Raw genomic sequence first — 17397 nt, 5'->3', positions numbered from 1 at the left:
GTGACCAACGGCAAGAAAGCTGGTGGACTGCCATGAGCCTGGGCGGCAACGACGCGTACCGCCTCCGACCCGATGCGACGGTGACCCTGCGTGAGGACGGCGCCGTCGTCCTGCGGGTTGCGCGATACCGGCTGGTGCTGGACGACGTCAGCGTCGGCCGCCGGTCGACTCTGCTGCGACTGGGCGAGTCGTGGACCACGGACACCGAGATCGGGGAGCTCGTCGCCGCCGTCGAGGGCGAGACGCGGATCCTGGGGGTCCAGGTGCTCGTCCGTGGCCTGCTCGCCCACTCCTGGCTCGGCCGGCGCCTGCTCGGCGACGGCCGCGCGCTCCTCGAGCTGATCCCGCGCGGGCTGGGGTCGAACAGCCTGCCGCCACCGCTCGGCCACGACGCGACCACCCGGTACCGGCTGTCGCGGTTCGCGCTGATCCGCTCCGCCGACGGGCGGCTCGTCGCCGAGACCCCGCTCAGCACACTCGCCGTGGCCGCGCTCGCCCCGTCGGTCGCTGCCGCGCTCGCCCAGGCGGCCGTGGGCGACGGCATCGGCCTCGACGACCTCACCCGCACGCTCGGTGTCGCCGAGGACCTCGCCGGCCGGGTTCTCGACGACCTGCTCACCGCCCGGGTCCTGGTCAGCGCCGCGGCGGCCGGCCAGGAGAGCGGGGCGGCGCCGCTGGCCCCCTGGTCGCCGACCGAGCTGGCGCTGCACGAGCGCTCCCGCCCGGGCCGGCACGTCCTGCCCGTCGGGGGGACCTACCCGATGCGCGGGCGCATCGAGCCGGAGCCGCTCGCCCGGACCTTCGACGGCTGTGCGGCCGTCCCGCTGCCCGAGCCGGACCTCGCGCTGGTGGCCAAGACGGATCCCGCCCTCACCGACGTCGTGCGGGTCCGCCGGACCGTCCGCCAGCACGATGACAGCAACCCGATCACGGCCGCGCAGCTCGCGGAGTTCCTCCACCGGGTGCAGCGGACCACCGTCCTCGGGGACGACGGCGGCACCGAGGTCGGTGCCCGGCCCTACCCGGCGGGCGGCGCGCTCCACGAGCTGGAGGTGTACGCGGTCGTCCGCCGGTGCGAGGGGCTCGACCCGGGCGTCTACCACTACGAGTCGGTCGGCCACCGGCTCGAGCGCCTCGGGCCGCTGGAGGGCGCCGCCACCCGGGCCCTGGAGTACGTGACGGCCTCGGCGCGGTTCACCGGAACCCCGCAGGTCCATCTGGTGATCACGGCGCGGGTCGCCCGGGTGATGTGGAAGTACGAGGGCTTCGGCTACACCCTGATCATGAAGCACGCCGGGGTTCTCACCGGTCTGATGTACCTCGTCGCCACGGCCATGGGCCTCGCGCCGTGCGCCGTCGGCGCCGGCGACTCGGCGGCGTTCGCTCGGGCGGCCGGTGTCGACCCGCTCGCCGAACCGAGCGTCGCGGACTTCGTCCTCGGCTCGTGCCTCCCGCAGGACGCGCCGCAGTGGGAAGAGAAGGTGGACACGCTGTGATGTTCCGACGCCGCGCCCTGCGGCAGCTCGACGCTCCCGAACAGCTCGACGAGGCGATCCGCCTCGCGACGGTGCCCGGCTGGTTGATCACGGCCGTGCTGGTGGTCGCGGTCGGCGGCGCCGCGGTGTGGGCCACCGTGACCACGGTGCCCCGGACGGTGGAGGCCCGCGGCGTGATCACCCACACGGCGGGGGTGTCCAGCCTGGAGGCCACGGCCGCCGGGCTCGTCACCGACGTGTGGGCCGCTCCCGCGACGAACGTCGCGAAGGGCGAGCGGCTGTACCGGCTGGCCGGGGCCGACGGGTCCGCCCAGGAGGTGACGGCGCCCTGGGACGCCTACGTCACCGACTGGCAGGTGCGCCAGGGCCAGCTGCTCCAGCCGGGGATGTCCGTGGCTGAGCTCGTCCGCCTCGACACCCCCGACGACCGGCTCCAGGCCCGGGTCTACCTGCGCTCCGGCTTCGCGCCGATGGTCAGCGTCGGCATGCCGGTCGAGGTGGAGGTCGACGCCGCGCCCGCAGCCGTCTTCGGCACGCTGCGCGGCACCGTCACCCAGGTCGGCGCCCGTCAGGAGAGCGCGGAGTCGGTCCGCGAGTTCACCGGTAGCTCCGCCGACGTCCCCAGCCTGCTCGGCGACGGCAACGTCATCGCGGTCACCGTCGCCCTGGAGCCGGACGCGGACGGCGGCCTGCACTGGTCGAAGGCGCAGCCTCCGTTCACCCTCACCGCGCTGACCATGTCGACCGCCGCCTTCACGGTCGCCGAGGAGCGTCCCGTCGACTGGCTGGTGCGCCGATGACGCCGCGCAACCGCCCGCGGCGGCGCCGGGTGCATACGCCGACGGTGATCCAGATGGAGGCCGTGGAGTGCGGGGCCGCCTCCCTCGGGATCATCCTGGGCCACTTCGGGCGCTTCGTCCCGCTGGAGCGGCTGCGTGAGACGTGCGGTGTCAGCCGGGACGGCTCGACCGCGTCGAGCGTGCTCAAAGCGGGACGCCGCCACGGGCTGATCGCCAGGGGCTTCCGGATGGACCTGCCGCAGCTCGCCACCGTGCGGCTGCCCGCGATCCTGTTCTGGCGCTTCGAGCACTTCGTCGTGCTCGAGGGCATGAGCCGCCGCCGGGTGCACATCAACGACCCGGCGACCGGGCCGCGTGCCCTGAGCTGGGACGAGTTCGACGCCTCGTTCACCGGTGTCATCCTGACCTTCGAGCCCGGACCGGACTTCACCCGGGGGAGCCGTCCCGAGAGCACGCTGCACAAGCTGCTCGCCCGCTGGCGCGGCCTGGGGTCGGTGACCCCGCAGATCCTGCTGCTCGGCCTGCTGGTGGCGCTCGTCGGCCTGACCACCTCGATGTTCACCCGGGTGTTCGTCGACCGGGTGCTGCTGGCGGGCGACTCCGGGGCGGTGGTCGGCCTGGTCGCGGCGATGGGCGCCGCGGTCGGGCTCACCCTGGTCGCGAGCACCCTGCAGCAGCGCCTGCTGCTGCGGGCCGACAGCGTCCTGGCGCTCAGCAGCGCCGCGCGCTTCTTCCGCCGGCTGCTGCGCCTGCCGCTGGCCTTCTTCAGCCAGCGCCAGGCCGCCGACCTCGGCCAGCGGGTGCGCGTCAACAACGTCATCGCCGACATGCTGACCCGCCACGTCGCGGTGACCGTCGTCGACACCGTCCTCGTCGTCACCTACGGGGCGCTGCTGTGCTGGTACGACCTGACCCTCGGCCTGATCGCGCTGAGCTTCTCCGCGCTCAACGTCGTCGTCCTGCGCTGGACGGCACGCCGGCGGACGAGCGCCGTGGCCGGGCTGCAGGCGGAGCGCGGCAAGCTCATCACCGCCGCCTACACCTCGATCCTGATGATCGAGTCGGTGAAGGCGGCCGGTGAGGAGGAGCACGCGTTCCGCCGCTTCGCCGCGCGCCAGGCCGCGGTGCTCTCCGGGCAGCAGAAGCTCGGCGTGCCGACGGCGGTGATCTCGGTCGTGCCGGCGCTGCTGGCCGCGCTGAACACCGCGCTGCTGCTCGCCGTCGGCAGCGGCCGGGTCTCCCACGGCACGCTGACCATCGGCCTGCTCGTCGCCATGCAGGGGCTGATCACGGCGATGAACCGGCCGATCAGCGAGCTCGCCGGCCTCGCCACCCGGCTGGAGAACATGGGCGCCGACCTCAACCGGGTCAACGACGTGGAGCGCTACCCCGACCCGGCGCCGCGGGCGCACACCGGCCCCTGGACGCGGATGTCGGGCCACCTGCGCCTGGAGAACCTCACCTTCGGCTACAACCCGCTCGCCGAGCCGCTGCTGCGCGACTTCAACCTCGACGTCGCCCCCGGTCAGCGCGTCGCGCTGGTCGGCGCGTCCGGCAGCGGGAAGTCGACGGTCGGCCGGCTGACCGCGGGGCTGTTCGCCCCCTGGTCGGGCGGCGTCACGATCGACGGGCGGACGGTGAACGACACCGATCCGCAGCTGTGGGCCTCCTCGATCGCGCTCGTCGACCAGGACCAGGTCTTCTTCGATGACTCCATCCGCAACAACCTGACCCTCTGGGACGGCACCATCACCGACGAGGAGCTGGCCGAGGCGCTGCGCGACGCCTGCGTGTACGACACGGTCACCGCCCGGCCCGGCGGCCTGGCGGCACCCGTCCGCGAGGCGGGCAAGAACTTCTCCGGCGGGCAGCGGCAGCGCCTCGAGATCGCCCGGGCCCTGGTCCGGCGCCCGTCACTGCTCGTCCTGGACGAGGCCACCAGCGCGCTGGACCCGTCCACGGAGCTCACCGTCGACCACAACCTGCGGCGGCGCGGCTTCACCTGTCTCATCGTCGCCCACCGCCTGTCGACCATCCGCGACAGCGACCTGATCGTGGTCCTCGACCGCGGCCGGGAGATCGAGCGCGGCACCCACACCGACCTCATGGCCCGGGGCGGTCACTACGCCGGCCTCGTCCGCCAGCAGTAGCGGGAGGACGGACATGCAGACCACGAACCCACCGCCCTCATCCTCACAGCCGACACCGCCGACACCGCCCGCGCCCGCGTCGGCGCCGGCTGCTTCCGAGGCGTCGCCGGCGGCCTCGGTGCCGGCCCGGTACCTCGACGGCGACCGCGCCGCCTACCTCGTCGAGGGCGGGGCCGCGGACCTGTTCGCGGTGCGGCAGACCCTCGACGGCTCGGCGGCCCTGCGCAACCCGGTCGCCCGGGTGCCCGCCGGCAGCGTCCTGCACACCTGTGCGGCCACCGGGACCTGGCGGCTCCTGCTCGTGCCCCTGCCCGGGACGACCCTGCACGCGATCTCCCACGCCCGGCTGCGGCGCCTGCGCCAGATGGCGGACGACGGGGAGGCCGCCTCGGCCGGCCCGCAGTCGGCCGCGCTCGGCTTCACCGTCGGTGTCGACCGGGCGCTGCTGGCGATCGCCACGGCGCTGGGCCGCGGCTCACCACCGCGCGGCACCACGATCATCCAGCCCGGCTCGCGGCTCACCCTCGCCGAGGGCGACGCGCTCGCCGCGAACGGCTCCGTCACCTGGCTGACGCCGCTGGACGGAGATCTGCTCCTCGACGCCGCCGCCGACGCCGACACCGCCGCCGCCGCCGACACCGCCGCCGCCGACACCGCCGCCGCCGCCGACACCGCCGCCGCCGCCGCCGCCGACGACGCCGACGCCGACACCGACGCCGGTGCCGATGCCGTCTGCGAGGGTGCCGCCGACGCACTGCCGGTGGCGCTGGCCGGCCGCGACTGGGTCGCCGCCCGGACCGCCTGCACCCTGCACAGCCAGACCACGTTCGACCTGCTCCGCTCCGGCGAGCTGTGGGACGTCCTGGAACGGCACGGGGCGCGGGTGCTCGCCGCCGCCGACCGCCGCATCCGCGAGGCGGAGGCGGCCCACCTGAACCGGCTGGAGGACCGCCGGCGGGTGAACGCCGCCGTGGTCCGCAACGCCGCGCGCCTGTCGCTGCGGGTGCTGGGAATCGGCGCGAACCGGGTGCGGCTGGGGGAGGCGCCGGTCACCGACGTCGACCGCCTCGCCCGCGCGGCCGCCGTGCTGCGGGTGGTCACCGGGGACCAGGAGCTCGTCCGGGAACCGGTCGACCGCGGCCACCAGCCACGGGACGAGCGGGAGGCGGTGCTCGCCGTCGCGCGCAGCTCGGCGCTGTACACCCGGGAACTGGCGCTGCCGCCGGGCTGGTGGCGGCGAGACTTCGGCCCGCTGGTGGTCTGGCGCCCGGTCGGCGCGGAATCCGAGCTCGATCCCAGCGACCCCACCGACGAACGCCCGGTGCGGGCTGTGGCGGTGCGGTTCCGGCGCGGGCGTTACCACACCGTCGACCCGGACACGTTGGCCCGGACGCCGGTCAGCCGGGCCACGGCGGCGGGCCTCGCCGAGCACGGGCTCACCGTGCAGCTGCCCATGCCCCCGGGGGGCGGGCTGCGCGGCCTGCTCGGGTCGGGGGTGCGCGGCGCGCGCCGGGACGCGGGCGGGGTCGTGCTCACCGGCCTGCTCGTGGCGGCGCTCGGGCTGGCCACTCCGCTGGTGACCGGTGACATCCTCGGCCGGCTCGCGAGCGGGCAGGGCACCTCGCGCCTGCTCGAGGTCTCCGCGCTGTTCGTGGTGGCCGCGCTGGTCGCGGCCATGGTGGGCGTCGTCAACAACCTGCTGTTCCTCCGGCTGGAGGGACGGGTCGAGCGCGACACCCAGATCGCCGCCTGGGACCGGCTGATGCGCCTGCCGCTGCGCTTCTTCGGCCGGACCAGCAGCGGTGAGCTGACCAGCATGGTCATGGGGATCACCTTCGTCCGAGAGGCGCTCGGCGGGCTGCTCGCCCAGGCGCTGTCCGCCGGACTGGTGATCGTCATGGTGGTCGTGCTCCTGTTCGCCATCGACCCCGCCGTGGCCGGCCTGGCCCTGGCCGTCCTGGGCTGCGTCGCCGCGGTCACCGCGGTGCTCGGCGTGGTCGTGGTGCGCCGCCAGCGCCGGGCGCTGCCCGCCGAGCACCGGGTCGCCGCGTTCACCAACCAGATCATCGACGGCATCACCAAGGTGAAGCTGGCGGCGGCCGAGGACCGGGCCTACGCCCAGTGGGCCGCGGTGAACACGACCGCCGAGTGGGGCATGCGGCGGGTGCGCAGCGTGCAGGCGATGCTGCTCGCGATGACCGTCGCGATCCCCACGGCCGGCCAGCTGTTCCTGCTGACGATGCTCGCCGGGCCGCTGGCCGGCCATGTCGGACCGGCGCAGTTCTTCGTGGTGAACGCGGCGTTCCTGATGCTCATGGGCATGATGCTGGTGCTCGTCAACGCCGGCGTCGAGGCGCTGGCGCTGCTGCCTCGCATCGAGGATCTCGCGCTCGTCGCCGACACCGAGGTCGAACGGCGTGCCGACCGCGTCGACCCCGGGGAGCTGCGCGGCGGCATCGAGCTCGCCGACGTCAGCTTCGCCTACGCCGCCGACGGCCCCATGGTGCTCGACCATCTCTCGCTGCAGATCCAGCCCGGCCAGTTCGTCGCCGTCGTGGGTCCCAGCGGCTGTGGCAAGTCCACCCTGCTGCGGCTGCTGCTCGGCTTCGACCAGCCTTTGTCGGGCTCCGTGCTCTACGACCGGCAGGATCTCAGCGAGCTCGACGTCACCGCGGTCCGCCGCCAGTGCGGCGTGGTGCTGCAGAACGGCCAGCTGTTCGCCGGCTCCATCCGGGAGAACATCGCCGGCGCCGCCGCCCATCCGCTGGACCGGCTGTGGGACGCCGCCCGGATGGCCGGCATCGACACCGACATCGCCGACCTGCCGATGGGGATGAGCACGGTGCTCCCGTTCGGCGGCGGCACCCTCTCGGTCGGCCAGCGCCAGCGCCTGCTGATCGCGCGGGCGCTCGTCGGCCGGCCCCGCATCCTCTTCTTCGACGAGGCGACCAGCGCGCTGGACAACCGCACCCAGGAGATCGTCACCACCAGCACCCGGGCCCTGGCGGCCACCCGGGTCGTCATCGCGCACCGGCTGTCCACGATCGCCGACGCCGATCTGATCATCGTGCTCGACCGGGGCAGGGTCGTCCAGCAGGGCCGGTACGCGGATCTGATGGCCGACACCGGCGGCCTGTTCGCCGAGCTCGCCCGCCGTCAGCTCCTCGATGACGAACGGCCCCAGCCGTGAACACCCGCGGGGCCACCGCCGTGACATCCGGACGACCGCGGCCGTGACATCCGACGCCCGGCCCGCCCGCGTCGCGGCGGACCGCCCGGCACACCGAACCGGAGAGGGATCGCAGTGACACCACGGGAACGGGCGGTGTTCATCGCCGCCTACACCAACCTCGTCGTCGACGTCTGGTCCAACCCGCACAGCGAACGCCAGCTCGCCGACGACCCGCGGGCACTGCTCGCCCGCCACGGCGTGCCCGTCCCGGACGGGACGCGCGTCGTCGCCGTGCGCGACGTCGTCGGCAGCGAGCCCGACCTCGACGTGCAGGTGCGGTACTGGCAGGAGGCGCCGGCCACCGGCGAGATGCGGCTGGTGGTGCCCACCCTCACGGAGCTGGCGACGGCCGAGCTCGACGAGGCCGAGCTCGACGGGGTCGTCGCGGGGGTGCAGTCGACCTGCGCCTGCTGCTGCCCCTGTTGCTGCAGCTGAGCCGTGGACGCGCCCACGGTGGCCCGCTCCCTCGGCAGCTCCGCGAACGGATCCCAGTGGTAGAACCGGCAGGCGTTCTCCCAGGTCATCTTGTTGATCTCCGCGTCGGTGCAGCCGGCCTCCGTGAACTCCTTCTCCGCGGCGCTCCGGGGGCGATCGGCCCGATCATGGATGGCCGGTCTCCGGCAGGTCCACGGTGTTGCGGCGGTAGCTGATCTTCCAGCCGTCCGGCGTGCGGACGTGACGGCTGTGGTGGTGACCGAGCCAGATGACGCGGGTCAGCCCGTCGTCCTGCGTGCGGGCGACTCCGTAGAGCATCGTCGAGCGGGCGGTGTCGCCCTCCAGGGTGATCCGCGGGTTCATCTCCATGTGGATCACCGGGGTCGCGCTCCGCTCCATCACCGCGGCGAGCATGTCCCTGATCGCCGCCCGGCCGTTCGCGGTGCGGCCGGTGCTCATCTCGAACACGCCGTCCTCGGCCCACAGCCGCGCCCAGGCATCGAGATCACGCGTGTCGAGCAGCTCGCCGTAGTCGTACAGGCTCTGCAGGATCTCCGCCCGGTCCTCCAGCAGCAGCACACGCTCTTCGAGGCTCAGCTCGCCTTTGGTCATGACGGCTAGCCTGACCTCAATATTTGCACTTAGTCAAGAAAATCCCGGACGGCCGATCAGGCGGGCCCGAGGCCGTGCGAGGCCGTGCGAGGCCGTGTGGGGTCGAGTGGGGCTGGAGCCCTGGCGTGGACCGAATATCGTCAGGGCCCATGCGGAATGCGTTTTGCTCCTCCTGCGGTACGCGGTACCCGCCCGACGCGGTGTGGCCGCGGGTGTGCGCCGCCTGCGGCGACACCACCTGGCGGAACCCGCTTCCGGTCGCGGTGGTGCTGCTGCCCGTCGCCGAGCCGGACGGGAGGCCACGAGCCTGATCCGCGCCGCGCCCCGGCGTGGTCCAGACGGCGTGGTCCAGACGGAGTGGTCGCCGCCTGCGCCGTCGTCGTCCTGACCATCGGCGCGGTGTACCGGAGCTTGTGCCCGGTCACTGCCGGGTGCGTTTCAGCTCAGGCCGACGTACGGGGCGGCGGGGACGGTCGCGGGGGCGGGTTCGATGTCGGTGAGTCCGGCGAGGCCGCCACGGACGAGCATCAGGTAGGTGTCGATCAGACGGGCGGCGGTGCTGTCCGTCGGACTGCCGTACCACTCGCGCATGATCGTGGAAATCGCCGAGATCAGGATGTCGCTCGCGAGCCGTGCCCGTTCCGCGGGGACGCGGAGCTCCCGTGACGTTCGCTCGACCAGGAGCTGACAGATCTGGTCCACCCGCGTGTGGACCTCATGGCGTACCTCCTGGCTGCGCTGGGCCGCCGCGAACAGGGCCACATACAGGGAGTAGCGCTGTCTTCCCGCCCGGAGCGAACCGCGGGCGAGTGCCTCGTACATCCCCTCGATTGTGCTGGCCGCTCGCATTTCCGCGAGGATCTCGTGATGCCCGACCTCCACTTCTCTTCGGTAGACCGCCGTGATAAGACCATCCCGACTCGCGAAATGCTTGTACAGCAGTGCCCGACTGATTCCGGCGCGGTCCGCGACCGCCTCCATGGACACCGCGTCGAGGCCCCTGTCCGTGACCAGTGCCGCGAAGGCCCTCATGATGTCCTCGCGGCGGCTGGCCCCCGACCGCCGCCGGCCCCCGTCCCCGGTGCGGGGAGCCGGTGTCTGCGCGGTCGCGTCCATGCTTCGTTCTGCTTCCGGTGAACCCGAACCGACCCGACTTAACACAGACGGAGCCTTCCATGGTCTCGAAATAGGCAGCTGGTTTGACGGGGAAGATGGTCTGACGGGACAGGTCCTGGGCAGGATATCGATCCTGGGCGTCGCCAGAGCGCCAAATTCGGAGGATTCGCCAATGGTGGTGGTGTTGCCATCGTGATGGTGGTCGCCTGGTGTCCATCCGGCAATGTCGCGGAGGAGGAAGTAAAAGCGGGGAAACAAGTGGGAGTGTTCCGTACGTCGCCGGCGGGTGGGCCCTGGGCGAGCGCGTCCCGGTCAGGAACGCGCTCGCCGCGGGCGGCCGACCGCCGTTTCCCGTCGTCGTCGTGCGGGCGGCGTCGCGTGTCGCCTATCCGGCTGTCCCACCGGTCGGCGTCGCGGTGCGCAGCGCCGATGCGCTGGCGGCTGTGGTTGTAACTGTGGTTGTGGTTGTAACTGTGGCCGAGGCCGAGGCCGTGGTGCCGGGTGTGGGCGCGCTGGGCGCCGGCGCCGCTACCGGGTTGGTGCCCGCGGCCTGGTCGAGTCGGTCGGCCAGGTGGGCGGCGAGAGCCGTCGGGCTGCTGTGCGCCCACAGGACCTTGGTCGCGACCCGCAGGCCCAGGCCCTTCTCGATTCTGGTGCGCAGTTCGAGCATCATCAGCGAGTCCATACCGACGTCGAGCAGCGGAGTCCGCGGGTCGATGGCCGCCCGGTCGATCCGGAGAATGCCGCTGACCTCGCCGATCAGGTAGTTCTCCAGCAGGCTCTGGCGGGTCGCCGGGTCGGCGGTGCCCAGCTCGTCGAGGAGGGCGTTCGCCGCCTGGCCGCCGCTGGTACCGCCGCCGATCGCGACGGTGGCCAGGAACGTCGAGTCGATCGTCGCGCCGAAGTGCGCCAGCCAGGTGGGCTGGTCGACCGGCAGGTAGCCGGCTCGGGCCCGGTCGTGGCGCAGGAGCCGCTCGCAGGCGTCCAGCCCCTCCTCGACGTCGATCATGGCGTAGCCGCGCTCCTCGAACGAGGCGCCGCGGCCGTGGTCCGCCCAGGCCCCCCAGTTGACGCTGGTCGCGGGGAGGCCCTGGGCCCGCCGCCAGCTGGTGAAGGTGTCGAGCCAGGCGTTCGCCGCGGCGTAGGAGCCCTGGCCGGGGAAGCCGAGCAGGGCGGCGGCCGAGGAGAACCCGAACCACCAGTCCAGGTCGTGGCCCTCGCAGGCCTCGTGCAGCCGCCACGCCCCGACGACCTTCGGCTGCCACACCCGGTCGAGGAGCTTGTCGGAGATCAGCGTGACGACGGCGTCCTCGACGACGGCGGCGCCGTGCAGCACGCCCCGCAGCGGCAGCCCGGTGGCCGTCGCGGCGGCGACCAGGCGCTGGGCCGTGTCCCCGCCGGCGATGTCACCGCGGACGACCTCGATGTCGGTGCCGGCGCCCCGCAGTTCGGCGAGCACGGCCTCGGCGGCGGCGGAGGGCGCGGACCGGCCGTTGAGGATGACCCGGCCGGCGCCGGAGCGGCTGAGCCAGCGGGCGAGGACCAGGCCAAGCCCGCCGAGGCCGCCGGTGACGACGTAGGCACCGTCTCCTCGGATCACCGGGATGTCGCCGGGCGCCACGACGACCGTCGTCTCGCCGTCGGCCGGGATGGTGAGGACCAGCTTGCCGATGTGTTCGCCGGCGCCCATGGACCGGAAGACCCCCGAGGCCTCGGTGATCGGGAACGCGGTGTGCTCCAGCGGGGTGAGCCGGCCGGCGGCGAGCTCCTCGCCGACCTCCCGCACCAGCCGGTCGAGCAGCACGGGCTGGTCGGTGCCGAGCAGGCCGAGATCGACGCTGGCGAACGTGATGTTGCGCCGGAACGGGAACATGCCGAGCTTCGCGTCGGAGTAGATGTCCCGCTTGCCGAGCTCGATGAAGCGGCCGCCGACGCGCAGCAGGTCGAGGCCGGCCCGCAGCGCCGGCCCGGTCAGCGAGTTCAGCACGACGTCGACGCCGTCGCCGGTGAGCTCGCGGATCTGCTCGGCGAACCGGGCGGACCGGGAGTCGAAGACGTGCCGGATGCCGAGTTCGCGCAGGTAGGCGCGTTTGCGTTCGGAACCGGCGGTGGCGAGGATCTCGGCGCCGGCGGCACGCGCGATCGCGATCGCGGCGAGGCCCACGCCGCCGCTCGCCGCGTGGATCAGCACCCGCTCCCCGGCCCGGAGACCGGCCAGCTCGTGCAGGCCGTACCAGGCGGTGAGGTAGACGGCCGGCAGGGCGGCGGCAGCCTCCAGCGTCATGCCGTCGGGCACCGGGAAGGCCCGTGTCGCCCGGGTGGTGTGGAAGGTCCCGAGCGCCCCGAAGTCCATCACGGCGACGCGGTCGCCGGGCCGGACGCTCGTCACGCCCGGGCCGACGGCGGTGACCGTTCCGGCGCCGTCGGTGCCGAGCGGGATCGGTTTGCCGTCCGCGGTCTGGTACACGCCCATGGCGTTCAGGACGTCGGCGAAGTTGATGCTCGCCGCGCGCAGCTCGACCTCGATCTCGCCGGGCCCTGGAGAGCGCCGTTCCCGGGCGACGAACTCGAAGGAGTCGAGGTCGCCGGGCTGGCGCACGCCGAGGGTGATGCCGTCGTGGCCGAACCGCCGCACCGCCGTGCGTCGGTCGCCGTCCCGCAGCGGGCTCGTGCGCAGCCGGGCGAGGTAACGGTTCCCGGCCCGCCAGGCCACCTCGTCGTCGGGGAGCCCGGCGCACAGCTCCGAGCACAGGTCCTTGCCTCCGGCGGTGGCGTCGACGTCCAGGTGGGTGATCTTCAGTTCGGCGTGCTCGTAGCTGATGACCCGGTACAGGCCACGCAGAGCGCCGGCGTCCAGAGCCGTTCCCTCGCCCTCGAACACGGGCTGGACGTCCCGCGTGAGCACCCAGAGCCTGGGCACCGCCGTGTCGTTGTCCTCGACGAGCGCGCGGACCAGCCGGGCCAGCCGGCGGACGCGGTCGCGGGCCCGGGTGAGGCCGGGCGGGTCGACGTGCGACGCCCCGCCCGGCGCGACGAACACCAGCCCGCCCCAGTCGGGGACCGTGCGCAGCCACTCGGCGACGAGCGCGGTCTGCGCCCGGTCGCCCTCCTCGCCGGCGGGAAGGCGCACCGCCTCGGCCCGCAGACCCCGGGCGCGCAGCCCGACGACGACCTCGTCGGTGAGGTCCTGCGGGTCGTCCTGCTCCGAGAGCAGCAGCCAGCTGCCCGCGACCGCCTCCTCATCGGCGGACGGTGGCAGCGGCCGTTCCTCCCAGTCGACGCCGAGCAGCCGCCGGGCGAAACGCAGGTCGGCCGGGTCGGCACTCGCCCCGCCCAGGTGCACATCGTGCAGCTCCGCCAGGACGGTGCCGTCGGCGGCGAGCAGGGTCAGGTCACCGAACGCGGCGGTGGCCTCCTGCCGGGTCAGCCGGGCGAGGCAGTAGCGCCCGCGGGAGGTGTCGCCGTGCACGCGCAGCGTGCCGACGCCCAGTGGCAGGCTGAGGCCGTCCGCGGCGTCGCGGGCCATGGCCAGCGCCGGGTGCGCGGCCAGCGTCTGCAGACAGGTGTCGAGCACCACCGGGTGCAGGCGGAACGCCGACGCCTCGGCCCGCAGCCCGGTCGGCAGCTCGAGACGTCCCAGCACGGTGGACGTGTCCGTGTCGCCGTGGTGGTCGGGGTCGCTGTGGTGGAGGGCGGTCAGGCCGGCGAAGCTCGGCCCGTGGTGGATCCCGGTGGCGCGCAGCCGCTCGTAGAAGGCGTCGACGTCCCCCGCCGTCGGGTGTTCCCGCAGTGCCGCCTCGACGTCGACCGGGGCCGGTGGCCGCGGCCGCGGCACCCGGCGGGCTCGGGCCACCGCGTGCTCCGCCCACACCTCGTCCGTGCCGAGGGAGACGATGCGCAGCGCGGCCTGGTCCTCCGCCTGGTAGTCGGCGACCAGGGAGAGCGGGGTGTGGTCATCCAGGAAGAGCACGCCCCGGAACTCGATGTCGACGATCTCGGTCGCCGTGTCCGCGCCGAAGATCTGCGTCGCCGCGGCGAGCGCCATCTCGCAGTAGCCGGCGCCGGGGAGGACCACGGCGTCGCGCACCTGGTGGTCGGCGAGCCAGGGCAGCGCCGCGGTGCCGGCGTCGGCCTGCCAGACATGACCGCCCTCGGCCGACGGGACCTGAACGTGCACGCCGAGCAGCGGGTGCACGGCCACGACCCGCGCGTTCGTCGCATCCGTGAGCTCGATCATCAGATGTTCGTGGTTCCACGCGGTGGCCGGCAGGTCGACGAGCAGGCCCGAAGGGTGATCGAGGCTCCAGTCCACCGCCACGCCGGCGCAGTGGACGGCACCGAGCCGGGTGAGGAACGCGCGGTGGACGTCGTCGCCGCGCCGCATCGTCTCCACGACCGCGGCGTCCCGCCCGACCTTCGTGATCGTCTCGGAGATCGAGCGGAGCAGGAGGGGATGCGGCGCGACCTCGACGAAGCAGCGCTGCCCGTCGTCGAGCGCCGCGGTGACCGCGCTGGCGAAGCGGACCGGCCGGCGCAGGTTGTCCGACCAGTAGGCGCCGTCGAACGACGGCCGCCCGAGCGGATCGCCGAGCACCGTGCTGAAGAAGGGGACCGCCGGCTCGCGCGGCGCCAGGTCACCGAGGGCGGCGACGAGATCCGGCAGGATCGGGTCGACCTGGCTGGAATGCGAGGCGACGTCCACCGCGATCTCGCGGGCGAACAGCCCGCGCGCCTCCCAGCCGGCGACGAGCTCGCTCACCCGCTCGGCGTCCCCCGCCACCACGGTGGATGTCGGTGCGGCCAGCACCGCGACGACCACGTCCTCGATGCCCGCCGCGGCCAGTTCGGCGTCGAGGTCCGCGGCCGACAGCTCCACCGAGGCCATCCGGCCGGAGCCCGACAGCTGCCGCATCAGCCGCGAGCGACGGCAGATCACCTTCACCCCGTCCGCCAGCGACAGGGCGCCGCTCACCACCGCGGCCGCCGCCTCACCCATCGAATGACCCAGCACTCCCGCGGGCTCGACACCGTGCGCCCGCCAGCTCGCCGCCAGCGCCACCTGCATCGCGAAGATCACCGGCTGGACGCGGTCGATGGCGGCCGAGGGCGCGGCACTGGTCAGCTCACCCGTCACGGAGAACCCGGACTCGGCCTGGACGAGCGGCTCCACCTGCGCGATCGTCGCCGCGAAGGCGGCCTCCCGCTCGAGGAGCTCGCGGCCCATGCCCGCCCACTGCGAACCCTGGCCGGAGAACACGAAGACCGGGCCGGGAACCCGGACCCGGGTCGTGCGGGATTCGGTCCCGGGCGAGGACTCGCCGCGGGCGAAGCCGCGGAGCTGCTCGACCAGCTCGCCGCGGTCGGCGGCCGTGATCGCCAGCCGCGCCTGACGGTTGCCGCGGCGCCGCGCCAGCGTCCACCCGATGTCGCGCAGGGCGACGTCCACGTGGTCGTCAAGCCAGTCGGCGAGGCTGTCGGCGGTCCGGGCCAGCGCCGCCGGCGAACTCGCGGACACGGGGATGACCAGCGGGTGCGGGACGTCCCGCGTGCCCCGGGTGCCCGGCGTGCCCCGCGTACCCTCCGCGGCCGGCGTGACCTCCGTGACCGGTGTGACCGGCGCGGCTGCCTGGGTGGTGCGCGCCCCGGTGACGTCGGCGGCGGTGCGGGCGGTCCGCTGGCGGGGGAGGACCGCCGGAGCGGCGGACTGGAGCAGCACATGCGCATTGGTCCCGCTGAACCCGAACGACGAGACGGCGGCGAGGCGCGGCCCGTCAGGAACCGGCCAGCTGACCGTCTCAGTGGGTACGAAGAAGCGGCTGCCGCCGTGGTCGATGCTGGGATTCCAGGACCGGAAGTGCAGATTGGGCGGGATGACACCGCGCTGCAGACACAGCACGGCCTTGATGAGGCCCGCGATACCCGACGCGGCCTCGAGGTGGCCGATGTTCGATTTGATCGAACCCAGCGCGCACGGATTCTCCCCCGTCCCGTACACCGCCGCGAGTGCTCCGAACTCGACGGGATCACCCACCGGGGTGCCCGTGCCGTGGGTCTCCACCAGGCCGATCTGCGCGGGGTCGATCCCGGTGGCCGCCAGCGCCTCCCGCAGCAGCGCCTCCTGCGCCGGCTGCGACGGCTGCGTCAGCCCGTTCGACCGGCCGTCCTGGTTCACCGCCCCGCCCCGGATCAGAGCGAGAACCCGATCGCCGGCCCTGGCGGCGTCACTCAGGCGTTTCAGGACAATGATCCCGCAGCCTTCGGCCCGGACGAAACCATCGGCCTCGGCATCGAACGGGGCGCACCGCCCACGCGGCGAGAGCATTCCCCAGTTCGAGAAGGCGATGCCCGTCTCCGGGCCCAGGACCAGGTTGATCCCGCCGGCCAGCGCCATGTCCGTCTCGCCGGAGAGCAGGCTGCGGGCCGCCATGTTCACGGCCAGCAGCGACGACGAGCACGCGGTGTCGACGGACACCGCGGGGCCGTGCGCGCCGAGCAGGTAGGAGATCCGGCCGGACGCGACACTGTGCGCGTTGCCGGTGGCCGAGTAGGGGCTCGACGCGGCGCCGCCGAGCTGGCTGCGCAGCAGGTAGTCCACGGTCGACATCCCGGTGTACACGCCGGTGCGGGTCCCCGCGACCGAAGCCGGCGGGATGCCGGCCTGTTCCAGGGCCTCCCAGGCGACCTCGAGCAGCACTCGCTGCTGCGGATCCATCGCCAGCGCCTCGGCCCGGCTGATCGTGAAGAACTCGGTGTCGAAGCCGCCGACGTCGTCGAGGAACCCGCCCCAGCGGCTGCACATCCGGCCGGGGACGGAAGGCTCCGGGTCGTAGTAGGCGTCCGCGTCCCAGCGGTCTCCTGGAATGTCGGTGACGGCATTGACACTGTTGTGCAGGACGCGCCACAGCGGCTCGGGGGAGGTCACCCCTCCGGGCAGCCGGCATCCAATTCCGACGATCGCGACCATCTCGGTGTCTGGTAGGTCGCTGTTCGTTCGGGTCGTATCCGGGGAAGGGGTGTGTTTGGCCATGGAATTGTCCGTCTCCGAAATTGGGAACAGTGCAGACAGCGGTTGCATAAAACGCTGGAGCCCTGGACGTGCGGGCGCAGCCACATAACGTGCGGAGTGCGGCGAAAGCAGGCATTGCTATCCCGCCACCGCGCATCCTTTGTGCCGCGGTGAGCTTTCTTGGGCTTACACCAGGCACGCAAGCAGGGCAGACGATAGGCAGGGCGAACGCTACCCAGCAACCACCCTCCGCTTTCGCCTGACGGCCAAAGGTGACAGGTCCACCCGTATGGCAAGATCAAAAATGCGCGTTCGCTCCGCCCACCAGCGTCAGGTTGGCTGGCTTCCTGTGGTGACGCGGTCACAGTCGCCCTGGCCGGGCGCTGCCCAAAAGTGCCACCGGCGCTGGTCGGCCTGGCGACTGGGGCACGGTCGGCGGTCCTGTGTCCTGGATGGCTCCGGGGGTGGAACTGCGGAAACAGGTCGCCGACGACCGGAGTCGCCGTCGGGTGGCGGGCTCGGGCGAAGATCGATGTCCTGCTGGTGACAC

Annotated in this window: 8 protein-coding genes; 5 read left to right on the top strand and 3 right to left on the bottom strand. The window is 73.2% G+C overall.

What is annotated here, in order from left to right; translation table 11 throughout:
- The first annotated feature begins 32 nt into the window (after positions 1–32).
- From B207_RS33835 to B207_RS39730, 5 genes are all read left to right on the top strand, one after another.
- On the top strand, positions 33–1496 hold the full coding sequence (locus tag B207_RS33835; protein WP_018637152.1) for a SagB family peptide dehydrogenase: 1464 nt from the start codon (positions 33–35) through the stop codon (positions 1494–1496).
- The gene (locus tag B207_RS0113870) at positions 1496–2296 is read left to right on the top strand and encodes an HlyD family efflux transporter periplasmic adaptor subunit (RefSeq protein ID WP_154675338.1); all 801 of its coding nucleotides are present in this window, start codon (positions 1496–1498) and stop codon (positions 2294–2296) included. Before B207_RS33835 ends, B207_RS0113870 begins: the two co-directional genes overlap by 1 nt.
- The gene (locus B207_RS0113865; RefSeq protein ID WP_018637150.1) at positions 2293–4446 is read left to right on the top strand and encodes an NHLP family bacteriocin export ABC transporter peptidase/permease/ATPase subunit; all 2154 of its coding nucleotides are present in this window, start codon (positions 2293–2295) and stop codon (positions 4444–4446) included. The genes B207_RS0113870 and B207_RS0113865 overlap by 4 nt, the downstream gene beginning before the upstream one ends.
- A 13-nt stretch (positions 4447–4459) precedes the next feature.
- Positions 4460–7636 (top strand): ATP-binding cassette domain-containing protein, encoded by a 3177-nt coding sequence (locus B207_RS41400; RefSeq protein WP_018637149.1) that lies wholly within the window; start codon positions 4460–4462, stop codon positions 7634–7636.
- Positions 7637–7750: 114 nt separating this feature from the next.
- Positions 7751–8113 carry a hypothetical protein gene (locus B207_RS39730; RefSeq protein WP_018637148.1) on the top strand — a complete coding sequence of 121 codons (363 nt, stop codon included), beginning with the start codon at positions 7751–7753 and terminating at the stop codon, positions 8111–8113.
- A gap of 165 nt (positions 8114–8278) precedes the next feature.
- On the opposite strand, the gene B207_RS0113850 is transcribed toward B207_RS39730, so the two are convergent.
- The 3 genes from B207_RS0113850 to B207_RS33820 form a co-directional block, all read right to left on the bottom strand.
- The gene (locus tag B207_RS0113850) at positions 8279–8725 is read right to left on the bottom strand and encodes a nuclear transport factor 2 family protein (RefSeq protein ID WP_018637147.1); all 447 of its coding nucleotides are present in this window, start codon (positions 8723–8725) and stop codon (positions 8279–8281) included.
- Positions 8726–9163: 438 nt separating this feature from the next.
- The gene (locus B207_RS36900) at positions 9164–9841 is read right to left on the bottom strand and encodes a TetR/AcrR family transcriptional regulator (RefSeq protein WP_018637145.1); all 678 of its coding nucleotides are present in this window, start codon (positions 9839–9841) and stop codon (positions 9164–9166) included.
- Positions 9842–10226: 385 nt separating this feature from the next.
- Positions 10227–16805: an SDR family NAD(P)-dependent oxidoreductase gene (locus tag B207_RS33820; RefSeq protein ID WP_018637144.1), complete on the bottom strand. Its 6579-nt coding sequence runs from the start codon at positions 16803–16805 to the stop codon at positions 10227–10229.
- Positions 16806–17397: the final 592 nt, after the last annotated feature.

This window comes from Parafrankia elaeagni (assembly GCF_000374165.1).
GTDB classification, from domain to species: domain Bacteria; phylum Actinomycetota; class Actinomycetes; order Frankiales; family Frankiaceae; genus Parafrankia; species Parafrankia elaeagni.
The sequence above is the reverse complement of the archived record's forward strand: the minus strand, read 5'-3'. Positions and strand labels throughout refer to the sequence as shown.

Coding starts and splice junctions, on each gene's coding strand:
- B207_RS0113850 (WP_018637147.1), bottom strand. CDS start 8,725: ATGACCAAAGGCGAGCTGAGCCTCGAAGAGCGTGTGCTGCTGCTGGAG.
- B207_RS41400 (WP_018637149.1), top strand. CDS start 4,460: ATGCAGACCACGAACCCACCGCCCTCATCCTCACAGCCGACACCGCCG.
- B207_RS0113865 (WP_018637150.1), top strand. CDS start 2,293: ATGACGCCGCGCAACCGCCCGCGGCGGCGCCGGGTGCATACGCCGACG.
- B207_RS0113870 (WP_154675338.1), top strand. CDS start 1,496: ATGTTCCGACGCCGCGCCCTGCGGCAGCTCGACGCTCCCGAACAGCTC.
- B207_RS33820 (WP_018637144.1), bottom strand. CDS start 16,805: ATGGTCGCGATCGTCGGAATTGGATGCCGGCTGCCCGGAGGGGTGACC.
- B207_RS33835 (WP_018637152.1), top strand. CDS start 33: ATGAGCCTGGGCGGCAACGACGCGTACCGCCTCCGACCCGATGCGACG.
- B207_RS36900 (WP_018637145.1), bottom strand. CDS start 9,841: ATGGACGCGACCGCGCAGACACCGGCTCCCCGCACCGGGGACGGGGGC.